The sequence below is a fragment of the Acinetobacter sp. D009 genome, assembly GCF_038562025.1.
Lineage (GTDB): Bacteria > Pseudomonadota > Gammaproteobacteria > Pseudomonadales > Moraxellaceae > Acinetobacter > Acinetobacter pittii.
On the sequence record NZ_CP151886.1, the window covers coordinates 2,550,504 to 2,566,404 of the forward strand.

17 protein-coding genes and 1 tRNA gene are annotated in these 15,901 nt (G+C 38.4%); 10 read left to right on the forward strand and 8 right to left on the reverse strand.

Annotated features, from left to right (window positions below; genetic code table 11):
* Positions 1-538: 538 nt before the first annotated feature.
* Positions 539-1,210: a LexA family transcriptional regulator gene (locus AAC388_RS12160; RefSeq protein ID WP_002119885.1), complete on the forward strand. Its 672-nt coding sequence runs from the start codon at positions 539-541 to the stop codon at positions 1,208-1,210.
* A 152-nt stretch (positions 1,211-1,362) separates the two neighbouring features.
* On the opposite strand, the gene AAC388_RS12165 is transcribed toward AAC388_RS12160, so the two are convergent.
* Both AAC388_RS12165 and AAC388_RS12170 read right to left on the reverse strand, forming a co-directional pair.
* The gene (locus AAC388_RS12165) at positions 1,363-1,596 is read right to left on the reverse strand and encodes a hypothetical protein (protein ID WP_005070233.1); all 234 of its coding nucleotides are present in this window, start codon (positions 1,594-1,596) and stop codon (positions 1,363-1,365) included.
* A gap of 175 nt (positions 1,597-1,771) precedes the next feature.
* Positions 1,772-1,848: transfer RNA gene (locus AAC388_RS12170), tRNA-Met, on the reverse strand.
* Between the two features lie 255 nt (positions 1,849-2,103).
* Here AAC388_RS12170 and xseA point away from each other — a divergent pair.
* On the forward strand, positions 2,104-3,369 hold the full coding sequence (gene xseA / locus AAC388_RS12175) for an exodeoxyribonuclease VII large subunit (protein ID WP_342370690.1): 1,266 nt from the start codon (positions 2,104-2,106) through the stop codon (positions 3,367-3,369).
* Complete coding sequence (gene xseB / locus AAC388_RS12180; RefSeq protein WP_002119890.1) at positions 3,359-3,553, forward strand: exodeoxyribonuclease VII small subunit; 195 nt, start codon at positions 3,359-3,361, stop codon at positions 3,551-3,553. Before xseA ends, xseB begins: the two co-directional genes overlap by 11 nt.
* Positions 3,554-3,808: 255 nt before the next feature.
* Here the strand turns inward: xseB and AAC388_RS12185 are convergent, their stop codons facing one another.
* Together AAC388_RS12185 and AAC388_RS12190 are read right to left on the reverse strand one after the other, a co-directional pair.
* Positions 3,809-4,027: a hypothetical protein gene (locus tag AAC388_RS12185; RefSeq protein WP_017481389.1), complete on the reverse strand. Its 219-nt coding sequence runs from the start codon at positions 4,025-4,027 to the stop codon at positions 3,809-3,811.
* A 48-nt stretch (positions 4,028-4,075) separates the two neighbouring features.
* The gene (locus AAC388_RS12190; protein WP_005076893.1) at positions 4,076-4,669 is read right to left on the reverse strand and encodes a LysE family transporter; all 594 of its coding nucleotides are present in this window, start codon (positions 4,667-4,669) and stop codon (positions 4,076-4,078) included.
* A gap of 441 nt (positions 4,670-5,110) precedes the next feature.
* On the opposite strand from AAC388_RS12190, the gene AAC388_RS12195 reads away from it, so the two are divergent.
* Both AAC388_RS12195 and AAC388_RS12200 read left to right on the forward strand, forming a co-directional pair.
* Positions 5,111-5,440 carry a hypothetical protein gene (locus tag AAC388_RS12195; RefSeq protein WP_032037882.1) on the forward strand — a complete coding sequence of 110 codons (330 nt, stop codon included), beginning with the start codon at positions 5,111-5,113 and terminating at the stop codon, positions 5,438-5,440.
* A gap of 459 nt (positions 5,441-5,899) precedes the next feature.
* The gene (locus AAC388_RS12200) at positions 5,900-6,256 is read left to right on the forward strand and encodes a four-helix bundle copper-binding protein (RefSeq protein ID WP_017403103.1); all 357 of its coding nucleotides are present in this window, start codon (positions 5,900-5,902) and stop codon (positions 6,254-6,256) included.
* Between the two features lie 608 nt (positions 6,257-6,864).
* Here AAC388_RS12200 and AAC388_RS12205 read toward each other — a convergent pair.
* The 3 genes from AAC388_RS12205 to AAC388_RS12215 form a co-directional block, all read right to left on the reverse strand.
* Complete coding sequence (locus tag AAC388_RS12205) at positions 6,865-7,272, reverse strand: GFA family protein (RefSeq protein ID WP_342370691.1); 408 nt, start codon at positions 7,270-7,272, stop codon at positions 6,865-6,867.
* Between the two features lie 27 nt (positions 7,273-7,299).
* Complete coding sequence (gene cueR, locus AAC388_RS12210; RefSeq protein WP_001020650.1) at positions 7,300-7,701, reverse strand: Cu(I)-responsive transcriptional regulator; 402 nt, start codon at positions 7,699-7,701, stop codon at positions 7,300-7,302.
* Between the two features lie 75 nt (positions 7,702-7,776).
* Positions 7,777-10,248 (reverse strand): heavy metal translocating P-type ATPase, encoded by a 2,472-nt coding sequence (locus tag AAC388_RS12215; protein ID WP_342370692.1) that lies wholly within the window; start codon positions 10,246-10,248, stop codon positions 7,777-7,779.
* 166 nt (positions 10,249-10,414) lie between these two features.
* On the opposite strand from AAC388_RS12215, the gene AAC388_RS12220 reads away from it, so the two are divergent.
* Complete coding sequence (locus AAC388_RS12220; RefSeq protein WP_078210158.1) at positions 10,415-10,615, forward strand: heavy-metal-associated domain-containing protein; 201 nt, start codon at positions 10,415-10,417, stop codon at positions 10,613-10,615.
* A 57-nt stretch (positions 10,616-10,672) separates the two neighbouring features.
* On the opposite strand, the gene mobR is transcribed toward AAC388_RS12220, so the two are convergent.
* Positions 10,673-12,343 carry a phenol degradation transcriptional regulator MobR gene (mobR, locus tag AAC388_RS12225; RefSeq protein ID WP_130118629.1) on the reverse strand — a complete coding sequence of 557 codons (1,671 nt, stop codon included), beginning with the start codon at positions 12,341-12,343 and terminating at the stop codon, positions 10,673-10,675.
* A 369-nt stretch (positions 12,344-12,712) separates the two neighbouring features.
* Here mobR and AAC388_RS12230 point away from each other — a divergent pair, with 369 nt between their 5' ends.
* The 4 genes from AAC388_RS12230 to AAC388_RS12245 are packed head-to-tail and all read left to right on the forward strand — an operon-like array spanning position 12,713 to position 15,873.
* A complete protein-coding gene (locus AAC388_RS12230) occupies positions 12,713-13,000 on the forward strand; it encodes a phenol hydroxylase subunit (protein WP_002119893.1) in 288 nt (95 codons plus the stop codon).
* A gap of 21 nt (positions 13,001-13,021) precedes the next feature.
* The gene (locus AAC388_RS12235; RefSeq protein WP_002119874.1) at positions 13,022-14,023 is read left to right on the forward strand and encodes an aromatic/alkene monooxygenase hydroxylase subunit beta; all 1,002 of its coding nucleotides are present in this window, start codon (positions 13,022-13,024) and stop codon (positions 14,021-14,023) included.
* A gap of 11 nt (positions 14,024-14,034) precedes the next feature.
* Entirely contained in the window at positions 14,035-14,301 is a 267-nt protein-coding gene (locus tag AAC388_RS12240; RefSeq protein ID WP_000049450.1) for an MmoB/DmpM family protein, read from the forward strand.
* A gap of 45 nt (positions 14,302-14,346) precedes the next feature.
* Positions 14,347-15,873 carry an aromatic/alkene/methane monooxygenase hydroxylase/oxygenase subunit alpha gene (locus AAC388_RS12245; RefSeq protein WP_002119916.1) on the forward strand — a complete coding sequence of 509 codons (1,527 nt, stop codon included), beginning with the start codon at positions 14,347-14,349 and terminating at the stop codon, positions 15,871-15,873.
* The last annotated feature ends 28 nt before the right edge of the window (positions 15,874-15,901 follow it).

Sequence of the window (15,901 nt, forward strand, 5' to 3'; positions counted from 1 at the left end):
CAACAATCATAAAGAGCCCAACTATATGCAATTAAGCCACTAATTTATAAACAAATATTTCCTTTTCTAAAAATGTAAAAAAGTATTAAATTTTGTGGATTTAAGCTTTTTACACGCCTTAATTTTTTGACCAAAAAGTTCATATAAGGCTTTGCCGTATATCGGAAACTTTTGTTAGGTCTCACAATCTTTGTTAAATTCTTCATGTTCTTGATACCCTTTATCGACGAACATTAAGCCTGATCCACGGAATCGGGCTTTTTTTTATTCCAATTTTTGTTTTGATAGCCTGTTTGCAAATAATAATTGAGCTATCTCCCTTTTATTCTGCTACCTATAGAAACAAAATAAATTTAGCTTCCATCTCAAAGTTTTGATAAAGCGATAAATAGTGACTTAGACACCTCTTAAATTTCTCTATTCATCTTGAGATATAACTGATATTATAACTATAGTTATTATTAGTCAATAACTATAGTTGTTTTACTAGATATAACTTAAGTTATATATTTGTTATAAGTTTACTGGTGTAACCATTATGGCTCTTAAAGACCGTTTAAAAGACTCTAGAATTAAAGCCAAAAAAACTCAGGCTGAAGTGGCAGAAGCTGTAAAGATGTCGCAACCCGCCTATCAGGCTTTAGAGTCAGGGAAAAATTTAAAATCTGCATTTCTTCCTTTAATTGCCCAATTTTTAGGAGTAGATGGTTATTGGTTAACGACGGGGAATACTGAAGATTCTTTTAGAGAAAGTGATGTATTTAGCCCGACTGTAGTGAGTGCAGAATCTACCGATCAGTATGTTTGGATTGAAGTTGTAGAAGCTAACTTTTCTTGCGGGACAGGTGAATCTATTGAATTTCACTTTGATGCTATTAATGGAAAAATTCCATTCCCTGCTTCATTCTTTAAAGAAAAACGCGTTGCTCAAGAATGCATGCGTATTATTAAAGCTAAGGGTGATAGCATGACAGATTACATTAAAGATGGAGATTTGGTCGGAATTGATATCTCTCAAACAGAAGTCATTGATGGCGAGATTTATGCGGTTTACTTTGCTGGCGAAGGGATGATTAAACAGATTTTTAAAGAAGCAGATGGTTCTTTAATTTTGCATAGTTTAAATGAAAAATTTAGAGATCGACGCGTAACAGAAGAGAACGGTAAAAACTTTAAGGTTATGGGTCGCCAGTTCTGGCGAGCAGGTTAATTGAGTTATTAAATATAATTAAAATAATAAGACAATTTTTTTTAATTACTTCACCTTTTTTATAACTTTAATTATTTATATAAACTGTAGATATAAAAAAACCTATCTCCTTTAAAAGAGATAGGTTTTCTCGCTTTATTACCATGGTTTTATCAACAATATGTATTTAAACGATAAAGTTGATTAAATCCAGTATAGAAGCTTTTACCATCTTGGTTTAACTCAATTTCTTCACCAGACTGAAGTTGAATTTTTTTACCAACTTCGACCCAACGATATCCATCGAGAGAGTTTTGTTTACGCACATGAGGAACAATCCTCACATTAATTTCATTGCCATTTACGGCTGTGGCAATGTGCCACTCATTTACTATATTCACAATCATTCACTCATCACTGAGCTCATGTGATTTTACGGTATGTAATTAGAACGCTAGATTTAGGGTATGGACATTTCGTCTAGAATTTAATATTTAGCTTTATATAGGGTTATTTATAAGCTAATTGCTTTTCATAATTTTCGTATTATGAAAAGTGGTACATCACAGAGCATAATATTTTTGGATGCGGGAGTCGGATTTGAACCAACGACCTTCGGGTTATGAGCCCGACGAGCTACCAGACTGCTCCACCCCGCAATTGGAAGTAAGCTTTATACGCTCATATATTTTATAAAGCAAACTTTATTTTTTAATCGGTTGTAATTATTAACAATTCTCTTTTTATTATTTTTTCATTTTAACCATTCAGTCTAAATTCACTTATCACTTTCAATTTTTAATTCTTTAAATTGTTGTATTTATTTTAAATAGAACCCGATATTCATAGACAGCAATTGCCTTGGTTGGATGGCTTTTATACTATCTAGTTTGGCCCTTTAATTTTTAGTTCGTATGTCTGAACCTCAGTTTTCCCTTAGTGAATATCTCGGCACAGTTCAGGAAGTCATACGTGTGGCTTTTGATGAGCCAGTTTGGGTAAAAGCAGAAATTCGAAATTTAAATATTAAGGGCGGTCATTACTATTTAGAACTCGCAGAAAAAGATGCAGAGACTGATAAAGTCATTGCCAGCTGTAAAGCCACGATCTGGAAATTTTCAGCGAGTAAAATTGTTTTAAAATTCGAACGTGAAACTGGGATTGAGATTTCAAGTGATTTAAATGTACTCATCAAAATTAGAGCACGTTTTGATCCTCAATATGGATTTTCGGTCAACATTGAAGAGATTGACTCAAGCTTTACGTTGGGTGAAATTGCTAAACGTTATCAGCAAATTATTGAACGACTTACTCAAGAAGGTTTAATCCATAAAAATAAACTTCTTCCCACTCCTTTTGATATTCAAAATGTTTTAGTCATTGCTCCTCAAAATGCTGCGGGCCTTGGTGACTTTAAAAAAGATGCAGATGCACTTGAGCGAAATGGGGTTTGTCATTTTGTGTATCACACCGCTACTTTTCAAGGAAACACGGCTGCAACCAGCTTGATTGAATCTTTAGCTTCAGGTTTAAGACAATGGGCCAGCACGTTTAGCTTTCCACCTGATTTGATTGTGATTATTCGCGGTGGCGGATCGGTGAATGATTTGGCTTATTTAAATGATTATGAACTTGCCGCCCTACTTTGCAAACGTAGTGTACCCATTTGGGTAGGCATCGGGCATGAGAAAGATCGTACTATTCTTGATGAAATTGCCCATCGCTCATTTGATACACCAAGTAAAGTGATTGCTGGCATCCGAAACCACATTGTTGAACGCGTCCAAGAAGCTGTAGATAGTCTGCAAACGATTAAGCTACTTTCTCAGCATCAAATCACAACCTATCAAAGCAAAAATGATCAACTGCTTCAACAGATTAAATCTTCGGCACAGAGTCAACTTAGCTCGGCACATCGTTTGCTTGACCAGATGAAAGAACGTATTGAGTTTAGCTCACAGCAACAAGTTAAATTTTCATTAGCCCAAATCGAATCTTTGATGAAAGAAATTCTTTTGCAAAACCCGAAACAGGTTCAGGCCAAGGGCTATGCAATTGTTAGATCAGAAGGAAAAGCGATTCGCTCTATACATCAAATTTCAAGCCCCGCCATTGCTATTGAGATGCAAGATGGTGTGGTTGAAGCCAACATTACACAGGTAATTCCAAATGAAGAATGAAGAGTTAACGTTTAAAGATGGTCATGACATTTTGAAGAAAAATGCCGAATTATTAGAATCTCAAGAAAGCCCGGATATCGATAATTTAATGAAGATTGTTGAAGAATCTATTACGGCTTATAAAGCGTGTAAATCACGAATTGAAGCCGTTCAACAAGCTTTAGATGAGACATTCAAAGAATAAAAAAAGCCCACTCCTACTTCTCATTGAAGAAATGGGCTTAGTGAAATCCACTTAATCCTGAAATGCAAAAATGTGGATTAGGTCACATTTTTACACAGAGGCATAGTCCCATAACCATTTTAGATGTTCAATATTTTAATTGTGTCTATACGTTAGTTTGGCTTAATTTTCACCACCTCTTAAATAAAACGACTTCTATTAAGACCATACAAACACAAACTCTACTCATGGTTATTGTTAAATTTAATTTAAGAGTTATTCCTCACTGAATGGACCAATTAACTGATAAATTTTGCCGTCTTTAGGGTTTTCATAGAGCAAATCCATATTGGGTAAAATAATATCGTCATTAATTTCAATATGTTCAACACTTTTATGAAGCTCAAGCACGTGGTCATTCATGGGTCTAACTTTTGCCAAAGCAATTGATTCTTTATCAAACTGATCCTTGATAATTACTTTTAATCTTGTCATGAAAATCTCCTGAAAATTAAATTTTTTAATATAAATAAAGGGTTAAGTTTAAAATGAGCTAATCGCAGAATAGCCGATTGGCATCGCAAAAAAAGTTAAAATAAATGCAGCCGTACGTTGTAAATTACGTTGGTTTAACCAAGTTACTTTGTTTGAAATTAATACGGTTCCAAAAGCAATCCATAAAAATGCAATGGGTGTAATTAATGATAAAAAAATAGCAATATGCACAAAATAAACGTGAAGCACTTCCCATGCTGCATGTGGAAAAATAGCAGAAGCAAAGAGTAAAGCTTTAGGATTTAAAAGTGTTGCAACAAATAAAGCCTTAGGCGTAATCAGTGGGTTGTCTAATTTGATGTCATTTGTTGATGTTATCCAAAGTTTAAATGCAAGGTAGAGAATAAAAGTTGCACTTATTAACTTTAATAAGGCAGGAAGCCAAGGGATAAAATGTGAAACTGACTCAAGCAAAACACCCCATGAAGTAATTGCAATGAGATAACCCATCACTTCAGCAGGAATAAGTTTAAGAGACTGCTTCACCCCTGCTTGTATTCCAGCCGAGGCTAACAATGTATTTGTTGGGCCTGGAGTCAACAAAATGGTGACCACAAGTCCAATAAACATAAATGACACCATAGGCAACGAACTCTTTAGTTATGCTAGGCGAAATATGTCAAAAAGGAATATCTATTGTCGACATAATGGTTGTAACAAGAAATATTGAAGTTTATTTTTTTAATTTTAAAACAAACAATTAACTCCACCTGACTACAAATTCACTTACTATTTCAATAATTTTAAATATGCAAAATTGATCACAGAAACATAGAATAAGCGCTATTTTTTCTGCTCGCTAAACACTTAAATCAAGCTTTTTTTCACAGAAAAATAAGCCGTTATTTTTAATATTTATTTCTTATTCAGCTTATTTAATAAACGCTTTTTTCTGACTTGAAATTTTAAAATTGATCAATATATAAACAACTAGAAATCGTGATTTTACTGAATATGATGTCCCGTTCCCCATCAATTCTTTGATTGTCGCTTTCATCAAATAAATCAGATGATGGAGGATGCATGATGAATGCTTATGTTCGCCCTCATCCAGATGGTTTTAAATCTTATTTAGGTAAGAATCAGAAAACCGGACTCTACATTGTACGAGTTGGTTGGACGGTTTACGAAACGAATGGCAATGGCTCTGTGCTGTACATTGTTAAGAATGAAGATACGATTCCGTTGGATGTAGAAAAGTTTAAAACTGATCGTCCCAAAATTTATGCTGCTCTTTTAAATGAAGTTCAGTTTCAACGCAAAAAACAACTCGCGATTGATCTCCAGCAATCAAATATCCCTTCTTATGACCGTAAAGCCTACAAAAAACGGCGTGGCTTTATAGACTCTTAAGTGAAGGTATTTACTTTAAACTCATATAGAAAAAGCACCCTTAGGTGCTTTTTCTTTTAACGACCAGTTGTAATTAATACGAGCATACTCAGTATTAAAGTGCTTAATGATCGTTTGCAATGTATGTGGACTTCATGCTCAGCTCCGTGAGCAAATTGATTAACGTTTTCCATTTCGTGTGCCCTTAAAGTTCACACTGATAATTTGCACAATTTTCACACAATAAGAAATTAGCCAAAAGTATTATATCGAATCAAATTTTAAATCTAATACTAGGCAAGTAGTTTTGAAATTTATAACTGAATTAGCTAGATGTAACATTCTTATACGAGGTTAAACCCTATTGAGCGTTTGTAGACCTTTCATTTCAAACTCACCTAGCAAACAAATGATTTTATAAAATGAAAAGAGATAACAATATTCTGTTTTTTAATAATAGTCTTCGACAGGAGAACTTTTATGGAAACTCAACAAGAAACCAACTCTTCTTTATTTTGTAATACCTCTACCTCAATTCAAGCCTGTATTGAATGTATGATTGCCTGCAAAACATGTGCAGCAGCATGTTTGCAAGAAGAACATGTAAGTATGATGCGTGAATGTATTAAGCATTGCATGACATGTGTAGAAACCTGCCAACTTTGTACGTCTTTAGAACTCAGAAACTCTGAACTAGCAGAATCAGCCATGCAACTTTGTGCGAACGCTTGTCAACTTTGTGCAGCAGAATGCAGTAAACATGACCACGAACACTGCCAAGTTTGTGCTAAAGCATGTCTTGCTTGCGCACAAGCTTGTCTGGCATATCGTTCCTAAGTGGTATTCACAACTTTAAGCCTACGCAATCTTTAGATCGTAGGCTAATTAAAATATTTTAGATAACAGTAAATTAGATATTTTTTATTTAAGCTGATTACAATTTTTACTTTTTTACAGGCATAAAAAAAACCCGCATCTTGGGGAAAATGCAGGCTCTTAGATCTCCCACAACGACCATGAGTTCATTATTAAACTTGAACTTTAAACCGTTAACCAAATGTACCCTTAATAAAAACAAATTGCAATACAGAAAAGTCTGTATATTTAAAATATTTTATTATTTTTACATTACTTTTTCATAAATAGTTTAAAAATATAAGATATTTCCAAATAAGAAATAGTTTTTTTACAGGCATTAAAAAAGCCCGTTTCACGGGCTTTTCTGCAACGGTGAGCAATATAAGCGTTGTGTCTATCCAACTCTTGTTTGCTCTTTGCTAGCTATATGTAAGGTCTTATCGTATCTTTTGCCCTGTCCCAAGTTTCCCTGTGGATCGAGGAGATATTACGATTACCTTAGGTACAGTTATAGCACATTATTTATTCATGACTAGTCTTGTTCACGTTTTTTTACAAATGAACAAAATACGATCTATCTTTAATATTTAAGGGTTTTCTACCCCATTTGGATATTGGCGAGCGTCATCACAAATTGGATACCACTTCACTTGTGAATTAACAAAAGCATGAGAGATGACTGGCGTCGATATTTCTTCATTAATAAGTCCGACCCTCAGGCGTACCACTTCTGGCTTATCTAGACGTTCACTCCAGATCGGTGAACCACAAGTTTTACAGAACACTCTCTTTTTATTAGGTGATGCAAAATAAGCCTGTAACAGGTTTTCACCCTGCACAATGTTTAAATCACTTTTTTGTACTTGAGTGATGGCAGCAAAAGCAGCCCCTAGTGCTTTTTGGCATTGCTTACAATGACAAACCATAATGGGATTTAATTCAGCATTAATGCTGAGTTGAACACCATTACAAAGACAAGAAGCTGTATAAATCATGATTTTACCTTTTTATTTTTATGGGATTTAGCTTACACCCACCCCTTTTTCAATATGATCTAAAATGGCACAAGAAGCCTGTTGGTCGCCACAGCAATCATCGGCAGAAGCCTGTAAAATATTAACCATTTCTTGTAGGTGTGCAATTTTTTGCTTTAATTCGGCAATGTGTTTGACGGTTAAGGCTTTCACCTCTGCACTATGCCGATCAGTATTTTTCCAAAGTGAAATAAGCTCTTTCATCTGTTCAGATGAAAAACCTAACTCTCGAGCATGCTTTAAAAAGTTTAAAGTTTTAAGGTCTGTTTCTGAATAGATGCGATAGCCAGAAGCAGAACGCTGAGCTGCTTCAAGTAAACCGATTTCTTCATAGTAGCGAATCATTTTCGCCGAAATGCCCGAATGTTTGGATGCCTGACCGATATTCATCTCACACCTCAAATATTAAATTTGGTTTAAGACCTGCTGTCATGATCTTAAACCAAAAGTTGATTTTCAGCACGCTTACTCTACTGGCGCATGAAAGCGTTTTAAGCGCAATGCATTGCCTAAAACAAAGACCGAAGAAAGTGCCATCGCGCCTGCTGCAAACATCGGTGAAAGTAACACACCAAATGCTGGATATAGGGCACCTGCTGCAATTGGAATTAGGGCTACGTTATATACAAATGCCCAGAACAGGTTTTGACGTATGTTTCGCATGGTGGCTTTACTTAATGCAATTGCATTCGGTACGCCTTTTAAACTACCTGACATGAGCACAACATCAGCTGCTTCGATGGCAACATCTGTTCCTGTACCAATAGCTAAACCGACATCTGCTTGTGCCAAGGCTGGTGCATCGTTAATACCATCACCAACAAAAGCTAAGCGCCCATACTGTTTTTGCAGTTGGCGGACTGTGTCCACTTTGCCCTCGGGTAAAACCTCTGCCACAACTTCGTCAATGTTCAGCTTTTTGGCAATTGCTTGCGCCGTATGACGGTTGTCTCCTGTAATCATGGCAACTTTGAGACCTAATTGATGCAAGGCCTCAATCGCAGCATAGGTTGTTTCTTTAATGGGGTCTGCCACAGCAATAATTGCCGCAAGTTTTTGATCAATAGCAACGTATAGCGGGGTTTTGCCTTCTTCACCTAACTGAGCAGCAATCGCTTGGAAAGAGTTGGTGTCTAAACCAAGTTGGTGCATATAACGGTCTGCGCCAATTTGTACTTTTTGGCCTGAAACTTCTGCTTCAATACCTGAACCTGTAATCGAGTTAAATGCTGTTACTGGTAATAGGTTTAGGCCTTCACTCTCTGCTGCTTGAACAATCGCAAGAGCAATGGGATGTTCAGACTTGGCTTCGACCGAAGCAACCAAAGTCAGCACTTGTTCACGCTCAAAACCTGATTGCACATTAAAGTCAGTGAGTGTCGGTTTGCCTTCGGTGAGTGTGCCCGTTTTATCAACTGCAACTACTTGCGCTTCTTGTAAAAGCTGCAAAGCTTCACCTTTACGGAACAAGACACCTAACTCGGCACCACGTCCAGTACCGACCATAATAGAAGTTGGTGTTGCAAGTCCCATCGCACAAGGACATGCAATAATCAGTACTGCAACGGCATTCACCAATCCAAAAGTGAGCGCAGGTTCTGGCCCCCAAATAAACCAAACCAAGAAAGTAATTGCAGCAATTAACATCACTACAGGTACAAACCACATGGTGACTTTATCGACTAAGCCCTGAATCGGAAGTTTAGAACCTTGGGCTTGTTCAACCATGCGAATAATTTGTGAAAGCACAGACGAACTACCCACTGCGGTTGCCCGAATGTTTAGAGTACCGTTTTGATTGACCGTACCCCCAACTACTTGTTGCCCTACTATTTTTTCAACAGGGACTGGTTCACCCGTAATCATAGATTCATCAATGTAGCTGTGCCCTTCAATCACTTCACCATCGACAGGTACACGTTCACCCGGACGAATTTCTACAATAGTTCCACTGACCACGTCGGCAACAGCAACTTCCACCACTTGACCGTCACGCTGAATACGAGCAGTTTTTGGCTGCATTCCCACTAAATGTTGAATCGCTTGTGAAGTACGCCCTTTAGCTTTAGCTTCAAAATATCGTCCGAGCAAAATTAAACTGACAATAACGGCAGCCGCTTCAAAGTAAACATTGACGGTGCCTTGTGGTAACACATGCGGCATAAAGGTTGCTACGACCGAGAAACTGTAGGCAGCCAAGGTGCCAACTGCCACTAGCGAGTTCATATCTGGTGCCAAACGCCACAGGGCTGGAATTCCTTTTTGATAAAAACGGCGACCTGGAAAAACGAGCACTAATGTAGTCAAAGCAAACTGTAAAAGCCAGCTGTTGTATTGACCAATCGTGTCCATGATCCACATGTGAAAAGCTGGAATGAGATGTGAACCCATTTCCAAAATAAACACAGGTAAGGCCAACACAATCGAAATGATCAAATCTTTTTTTAGCTGATCTAACTCTGACGCTTTTTTATCGAGTTGCTCATCTTGATTTTTTTCAGATGCTTTAGCGTCATAACCTGCTTTTTTAACAGCGCGAATTAAGTCTTCAACATTAACTGATGCATCTGCTTGTACCCAAGCCTGCTCTGTTGCTAAGTTGACCGTAGCTTCTTGAACGCCGTCTACTTTTTTAAGTGCTTTTTCTACACGTGCAACACAAGATGCACAGGTCATGCCCTCAATAGATAACTCAAATGGCGCAGCTTTAGGAACATCATAACCTGCTCGTTCAACAGCTTTAACCAGTGCTTCACGCTGAATCGGTTGATTTGAATAAACAACCGCTTTTTCTGTTGCCAAGTTAACGTTGGCAATCTCAATATTTTCAACTTTCTTAAGTGCTTTTTCAACACGACCTACACACGAGGCACAGGTCATGCCTTCGATTGGAAGTGTTTCACTATATGCTGGCAATTTTGTGGTTTTTGAGTCCATCAAACACCTCTGCAAATCTGCAAAATTTAATATTCTGTATTGAGCATACAGATTCCCATCATGGGAAGGTCAAGCATATTTTTTTAAAAATTTGGTCTTGACCTTACAATCATGACAAGGTTTAGACTCAGTGTTATCCAAACAAACATCTCATTCTTGATGGAGTATGAACATGAAACTACTTATTGAAAATATGACATGTGGCGGCTGCGCACGTGGTGTGACTGCAACGATTCAAGATGTCGATCCAAATGCAAAAGTAGATGTAGACTTAGCAACCAAAATCGTGACTGTTGAAAGCAGTGAAAGCATCGATAAAATTACCGAAGCACTTGAAGAAGATGGTTTCCCAGCGAAAGTGCAATAGTCGATAAGGCCTAACGTTTAAAGTTAGGCCTTTATTTTTGAGCTTGTTGATATTGACTCAAAGCTGAAATTTTTTAATTCGATAATCCAGTGCTGCCCGAGTTAGCCCCAATAAACGTGCCGCTTCAGACACATTATGATTTGCCTTTTTTAAAGCCGTTAAAATTAACTGCTTCTCGTGTTCTTCTAAATTAAACTCTGCCTGCAACAATTGCTCAAAGTCGGTTTCAACAACTACAGCCTGCTCTGGTTCATGCTTGATCTGTGGGAAAATGGCATTTAACTTAATCAGTTGCTGATCATCCGTTAATAAAACAGCCCTTTCTAATAAATTTTCCAACTCACGAATATTTCCCGGCCATTCATATTGCTGCATAAAAACTTTGGTCTTTTCACTTACACCCTGAATGGTTTTGCCGTACATTTTTTCAAAGCGACGAAGAAAGTGTTCAACCAATAAAGGAATATCTTCACGGCGCTCTCGCAAAGGCGGGATCTGTACTGGGAAAATATTTAAGCGATAATATAAATCTGCCCGAAATCGCCCTGTTTTTACAGCCTGCTCAAGATCTTCATTGGTTGCTGTAATTACACGGACATCTAAAATACGTGTCTGTGAATCTCCGACTCGCTCAAATTCACCTTCCTGCAAAATGCGTAATAGTGCTGCTTGGGCACGAGGAGAAAGCTCAATCACTTCATCTAAAAAAATCGTACCACCATTGGCTCGTTCAAACTTCCCCAAGCGAGATTGATGCGCTCCTGTATAAGCACCTTTTTCTACCCCGAATAATTCAGACTCAATTAACTCTGGTGGAATCGCTGCACAGTTTACTGCAATAAAAGGTTGGTCTTTTCTTTGGCTATTTGCATGAACTCCTCGAGCAAAAGCTTCTTTACCAACGCCGGTTTCACCTTGTAGCAAAATAGAAACTTTCGAACCTGCTGCTTTTGTTAATAATGCACAGACCTGTTTATAAGATGCTGACTTACCCACAGAACTAAATAATTGGTAATCGGCTTCACTGTCGCTATAAATTGATTTTTTAAGTTCAAAAAGTTCAGCCTGCAACGCAATCAGTTCTTTTTCCATGGGTTCGGGAGACATGAACTGAATCAGTTCATCAGCATTTTCCCACTCTTCTAAAGGCTTACCAATAATACGGCAATGCTCATCGCCGCAAGCTTTACACTCTATTTCTTGATAAATAATGGTCATGCCCGTCGCAAAACTACTGTAGCCGCACGCATAACCCAGAAGCATCCAGCACGCAGGTTCATCACTTGGGCCAAAATGCTCTAAATGCACATCGGCTTCAAAAGAATTGAGCCAATTTAAATCGGCATAAAACTGTTTTTTATCATGGCTTAAATTGAGCTGGTTGGCCTGTACTTGCACCATTCCACGAATGGCGTGCATTTGTGGACCCGCCATAAAAGCATCGTGTTCATTTAAATCGGGACGCATTTTTGTAGTAACTTCTGCATCTTTTAACCCAGCTTGATAACCTAAACGAATAAAAAAACGCTTGGTCCGTTCAAGCCCAATCATGTGCGCTAAGTCTTTACGCAAATATCCCATAATGCTGGTGTGTAAAAGCAGCATCCGATATTCATCAAACCAGATTTGGCCGTGGGCAGTATCAAAGTGCAATTTAGACAGCAAATCGTGAATTTCTTGCGGATGATCTGCGTATCGTCCCGTTGTATCGTATTTTACTCGAGCCATGAGTGATCTGTTTTAATCCATTAAACACATTTGGGTTTTATCTCATCTTATCGAAGAACCAGATAAATGTCCTAGTATCTTAAAGACATAACTTCATACTAAAAAAGTATTTCTAAATCTCTCCATTTAAAGCCTCAAACAATCCAAAAAGAAATTTTTACGACCCTATTCATCAAATCATGAACATCTCTATTTCACCATTCAAAAAAATTCATGAAATGGTGAATTTAAAAAATTCCTCATTTTCCATAAAAATCTTAATTAATTGTTTTTAATAATAAAAATAAAGTTGGCATAGCTTTTGTAAAGCTTATAGCGAGAGCAAGGAGCATTCATCAATTTCAAGACCATGTCTTGATGGAGTACAGCATGACGCAACCTCAAGTCGAAGCATTAACCAAATATATTCGGGTCACTGGCGACTTAAACGCAGAGTTTATCGAATTCGATTTTGCCATTCACGATCCAAGTCTATTTGTGGAACTGGTTTTGCCTAAACATGCATTTAATGATTTTTGTAAGACCAATCAAGTGGTTGAAATGACCCAAGAGCAGCAAGCTTTTAACGATGCTCAGGAAGAAAAATGGCGCTATGGCACTGAAGCAACCTTAGTCGGCACGCAACGTAATAGCAACGATCAAGATGATCAGATGTAAAAAATATAAGGAGATAAAGCCATGACTTTAGAAATCAAAACGTCAAATGTCGAACCTATTCGCCAGAACTACGCCTATATCGAAAGACGATTTGGTAGTAAGCCAGCAACTCGATATCAAGAAGTAAGTTTTGATGTACAGGCAGAAACTAACTTTCACTATCGTCCTTTGTGGAAACCTGAAAAGACCTTAAATGATAAAACCCATACTGCCCTGCAAATGCAAGACTGGTATGCATTTAAAGATCCACGTCAATTCTATTATGGAACTTATGTTCAGCACCGTGCGCGTTTACAGGACACAGCCGAAAGTAATTTTGCTTTTTTTGAAAAACGTCAGCTTGCAGAACACTTGTCTGATGAAGTCAAAGCCAAGGTTATTGAATGCCTATTGCCATTTCGCCACGTTGAACAAACTGCAAACTTACACATGATGTCTGGCAGTGCCTATGGTTATGGCACCGTACTTACCCAAGCTTGTATTTATGCCGCGATGGATCATTTAGGAATTGCGCAGTACATCTCACGGATTGGCTTAGCTTTAGATGGCAACAGCGGCGACTCACTACAGCAGGCAAAACAGGCTTGGATGCAACATCCTGCATGGCAAGGCTTACGCCGTCTGTGTGAAGAAAGCCTCACCGAGCAAGACTACTTCAAACTCTTTTTATTACAAAATCTTGTGATTGACGGCTTTGTGACCGAGCTTGTTTATCAACAGTTTGATCAGTGGTTAGTGAGTCAAAATGCTCGTGACTTAGCCATGCTGACTGAATTTATGAAAGACACTTTAGGTGATTTACGTAAGTGGTCAGACACCGTCATTAAAACTGCGGCAGCAGAATCCGATCATAACAAACAGCTATTAAATGAATGGTTCACCCAGTCTTTAGCTCAAGTAAAAGCAGCCTTTACACCTTGGGCAACAGCAGCCTTAACAGCAGATGCAGTCGATCAAGCAGAACAAGTCGTGATTGATCGCGCAAAAAAACTCGGCCTACAACTAGAACTTGCAAATGCTTAAGGAGAAGCAACATGTCTAAAGTCTATCTCGCGTTACAAGACAACGATACTTCACGCTACATCCTTGAAGCGATTGAAGAAGATAACCCTGAAGCTTCAATTCAGTATTTACCCGCCATGATCCGAATTGAAAGTGAAACTGATTTGGTCATTAAAGCCGAAACCGTATCTGAAAAACTAGGCCAAGATTGGGATATCCAATCGTTACAACTCAACATGATTACGCTGGGCGGCAACGTCGAAGAAGATGACGATACTTTCCGCCTTCACTGGAATTAATCACAACATAGACGTTGTTTAACAAAGATTTAAGGATGATCAATCATGACAACTCAAACGAAAGAAACCAGCAAAAAATTAAATGCGAAAGATCGTTACCGCACATTAACCCGTGATCTGGACTGGGACTTTTCCTATGCTGACCGTAAAGAGGCCTTCCCTTATGAAGAGTTTGAAGGTATCAAAATTACGGACTGGTCTAAATGGGAAGATCCTTTCCGCTTAACCATGGATGCTTACTGGAAATATCAGGCAGAAAAAGAGAAAAAACTTTATGCCATTTTTGATGCCTTTGCTCAAAACAATGGTCAGATGAATGTCAGCAATGAACGCTACTTAAATGCGATCAAACTCTTTTTAACGGCGGTTACTCCACTTGAATATCAAGCTTATCAAGGCTATGCACATGTAGGCCGCCAGTTTAGTGGAATTGGAGCACGTATTGCTTCTCAGATGCAGTCGATTGATGAGCTGCGTCATGTACAGACCCAAATTCATGCCATGAGCCATTACAACAAGTTCTTTGATGGTTTTCAGGATTGGGCGCACATGCATGACCGCGTTTGGTATTTGTCTGTGCCTAAATCATTTTTTGAAGATGCCCGTTCTGCTGGCCCTTTCGAATTTTTATTAGCGATTAGTTTTGCTTTTGAATATGTACTTACCAACTTGCTGTTTGTGCCATTTATGTCAGGTGCAGCTTATAACGGCGATATGGCAACCGTAACCTTTGGTTTTAGTGCGCAGTCAGATGAAGCTCGCCACATGACGCTTGGTCTTGAAATCGTGAAATTCTTGCTCGAACAACATGAAGACAACGTACCTATTGTTCAGGAATGGATTGATAAATGGTTCTGGCGTGGGACACGTTTGCTTTCAATTGTAGGCATGATGATGGATTACATGCTGCCAAACAAAGTGATGTCTTGGAAAGAAGCTTGGGAAGTTTACTTTGAACAAGCAGGCGGCGCACTATTTAAAGATTTGAGCCGTTATGGCATTCGTATGCCGAAATATAGCGATGTCATTGTGAAAGAAAAAGAGCATGTCTCACATCAGGCATGGTGGATTTTCTATAACTTTGGTCATGCTGCCGGTTTCCATACTTGGATTCCAACTGACGAAGAAATGGATTGGTTATCGGCTAAATATCCAGACACTTTCGATAAATACTACCGTCCAAAATGGGAGCTGGCTCGCAAAATGGAAGCCGAGGGTAAACGCTTCTATAGCGCAGGTTTACCACAGCTTTGTCAGGTTTGTCAGATTCCAATGACCTTTACCGAAATGGGTGATGACCCAACTCAGTTTAGTTATCGCCATAGCATCTACCAAGGCGAACACTACCACACCTGTTCAGATGGCTGTCATGACATTTTCGAACGCGAGCCTGAGAAATATATACAAGCATGGCTACCTGTAAATCAAATTTTGCAAGGCAACTGTGGTGGCGGTGACCTCGAAACCATGCTCCGTGATTATTACCGCATGAATGTCGGCGCCGACAATCTGGATATTGAAGGCTCACCAGATCAACAACGCTGGAAAAAATGGAAAGGCAACGCAGCTTAAGCACAAGGAATTTTCAGGCAGTGATCAA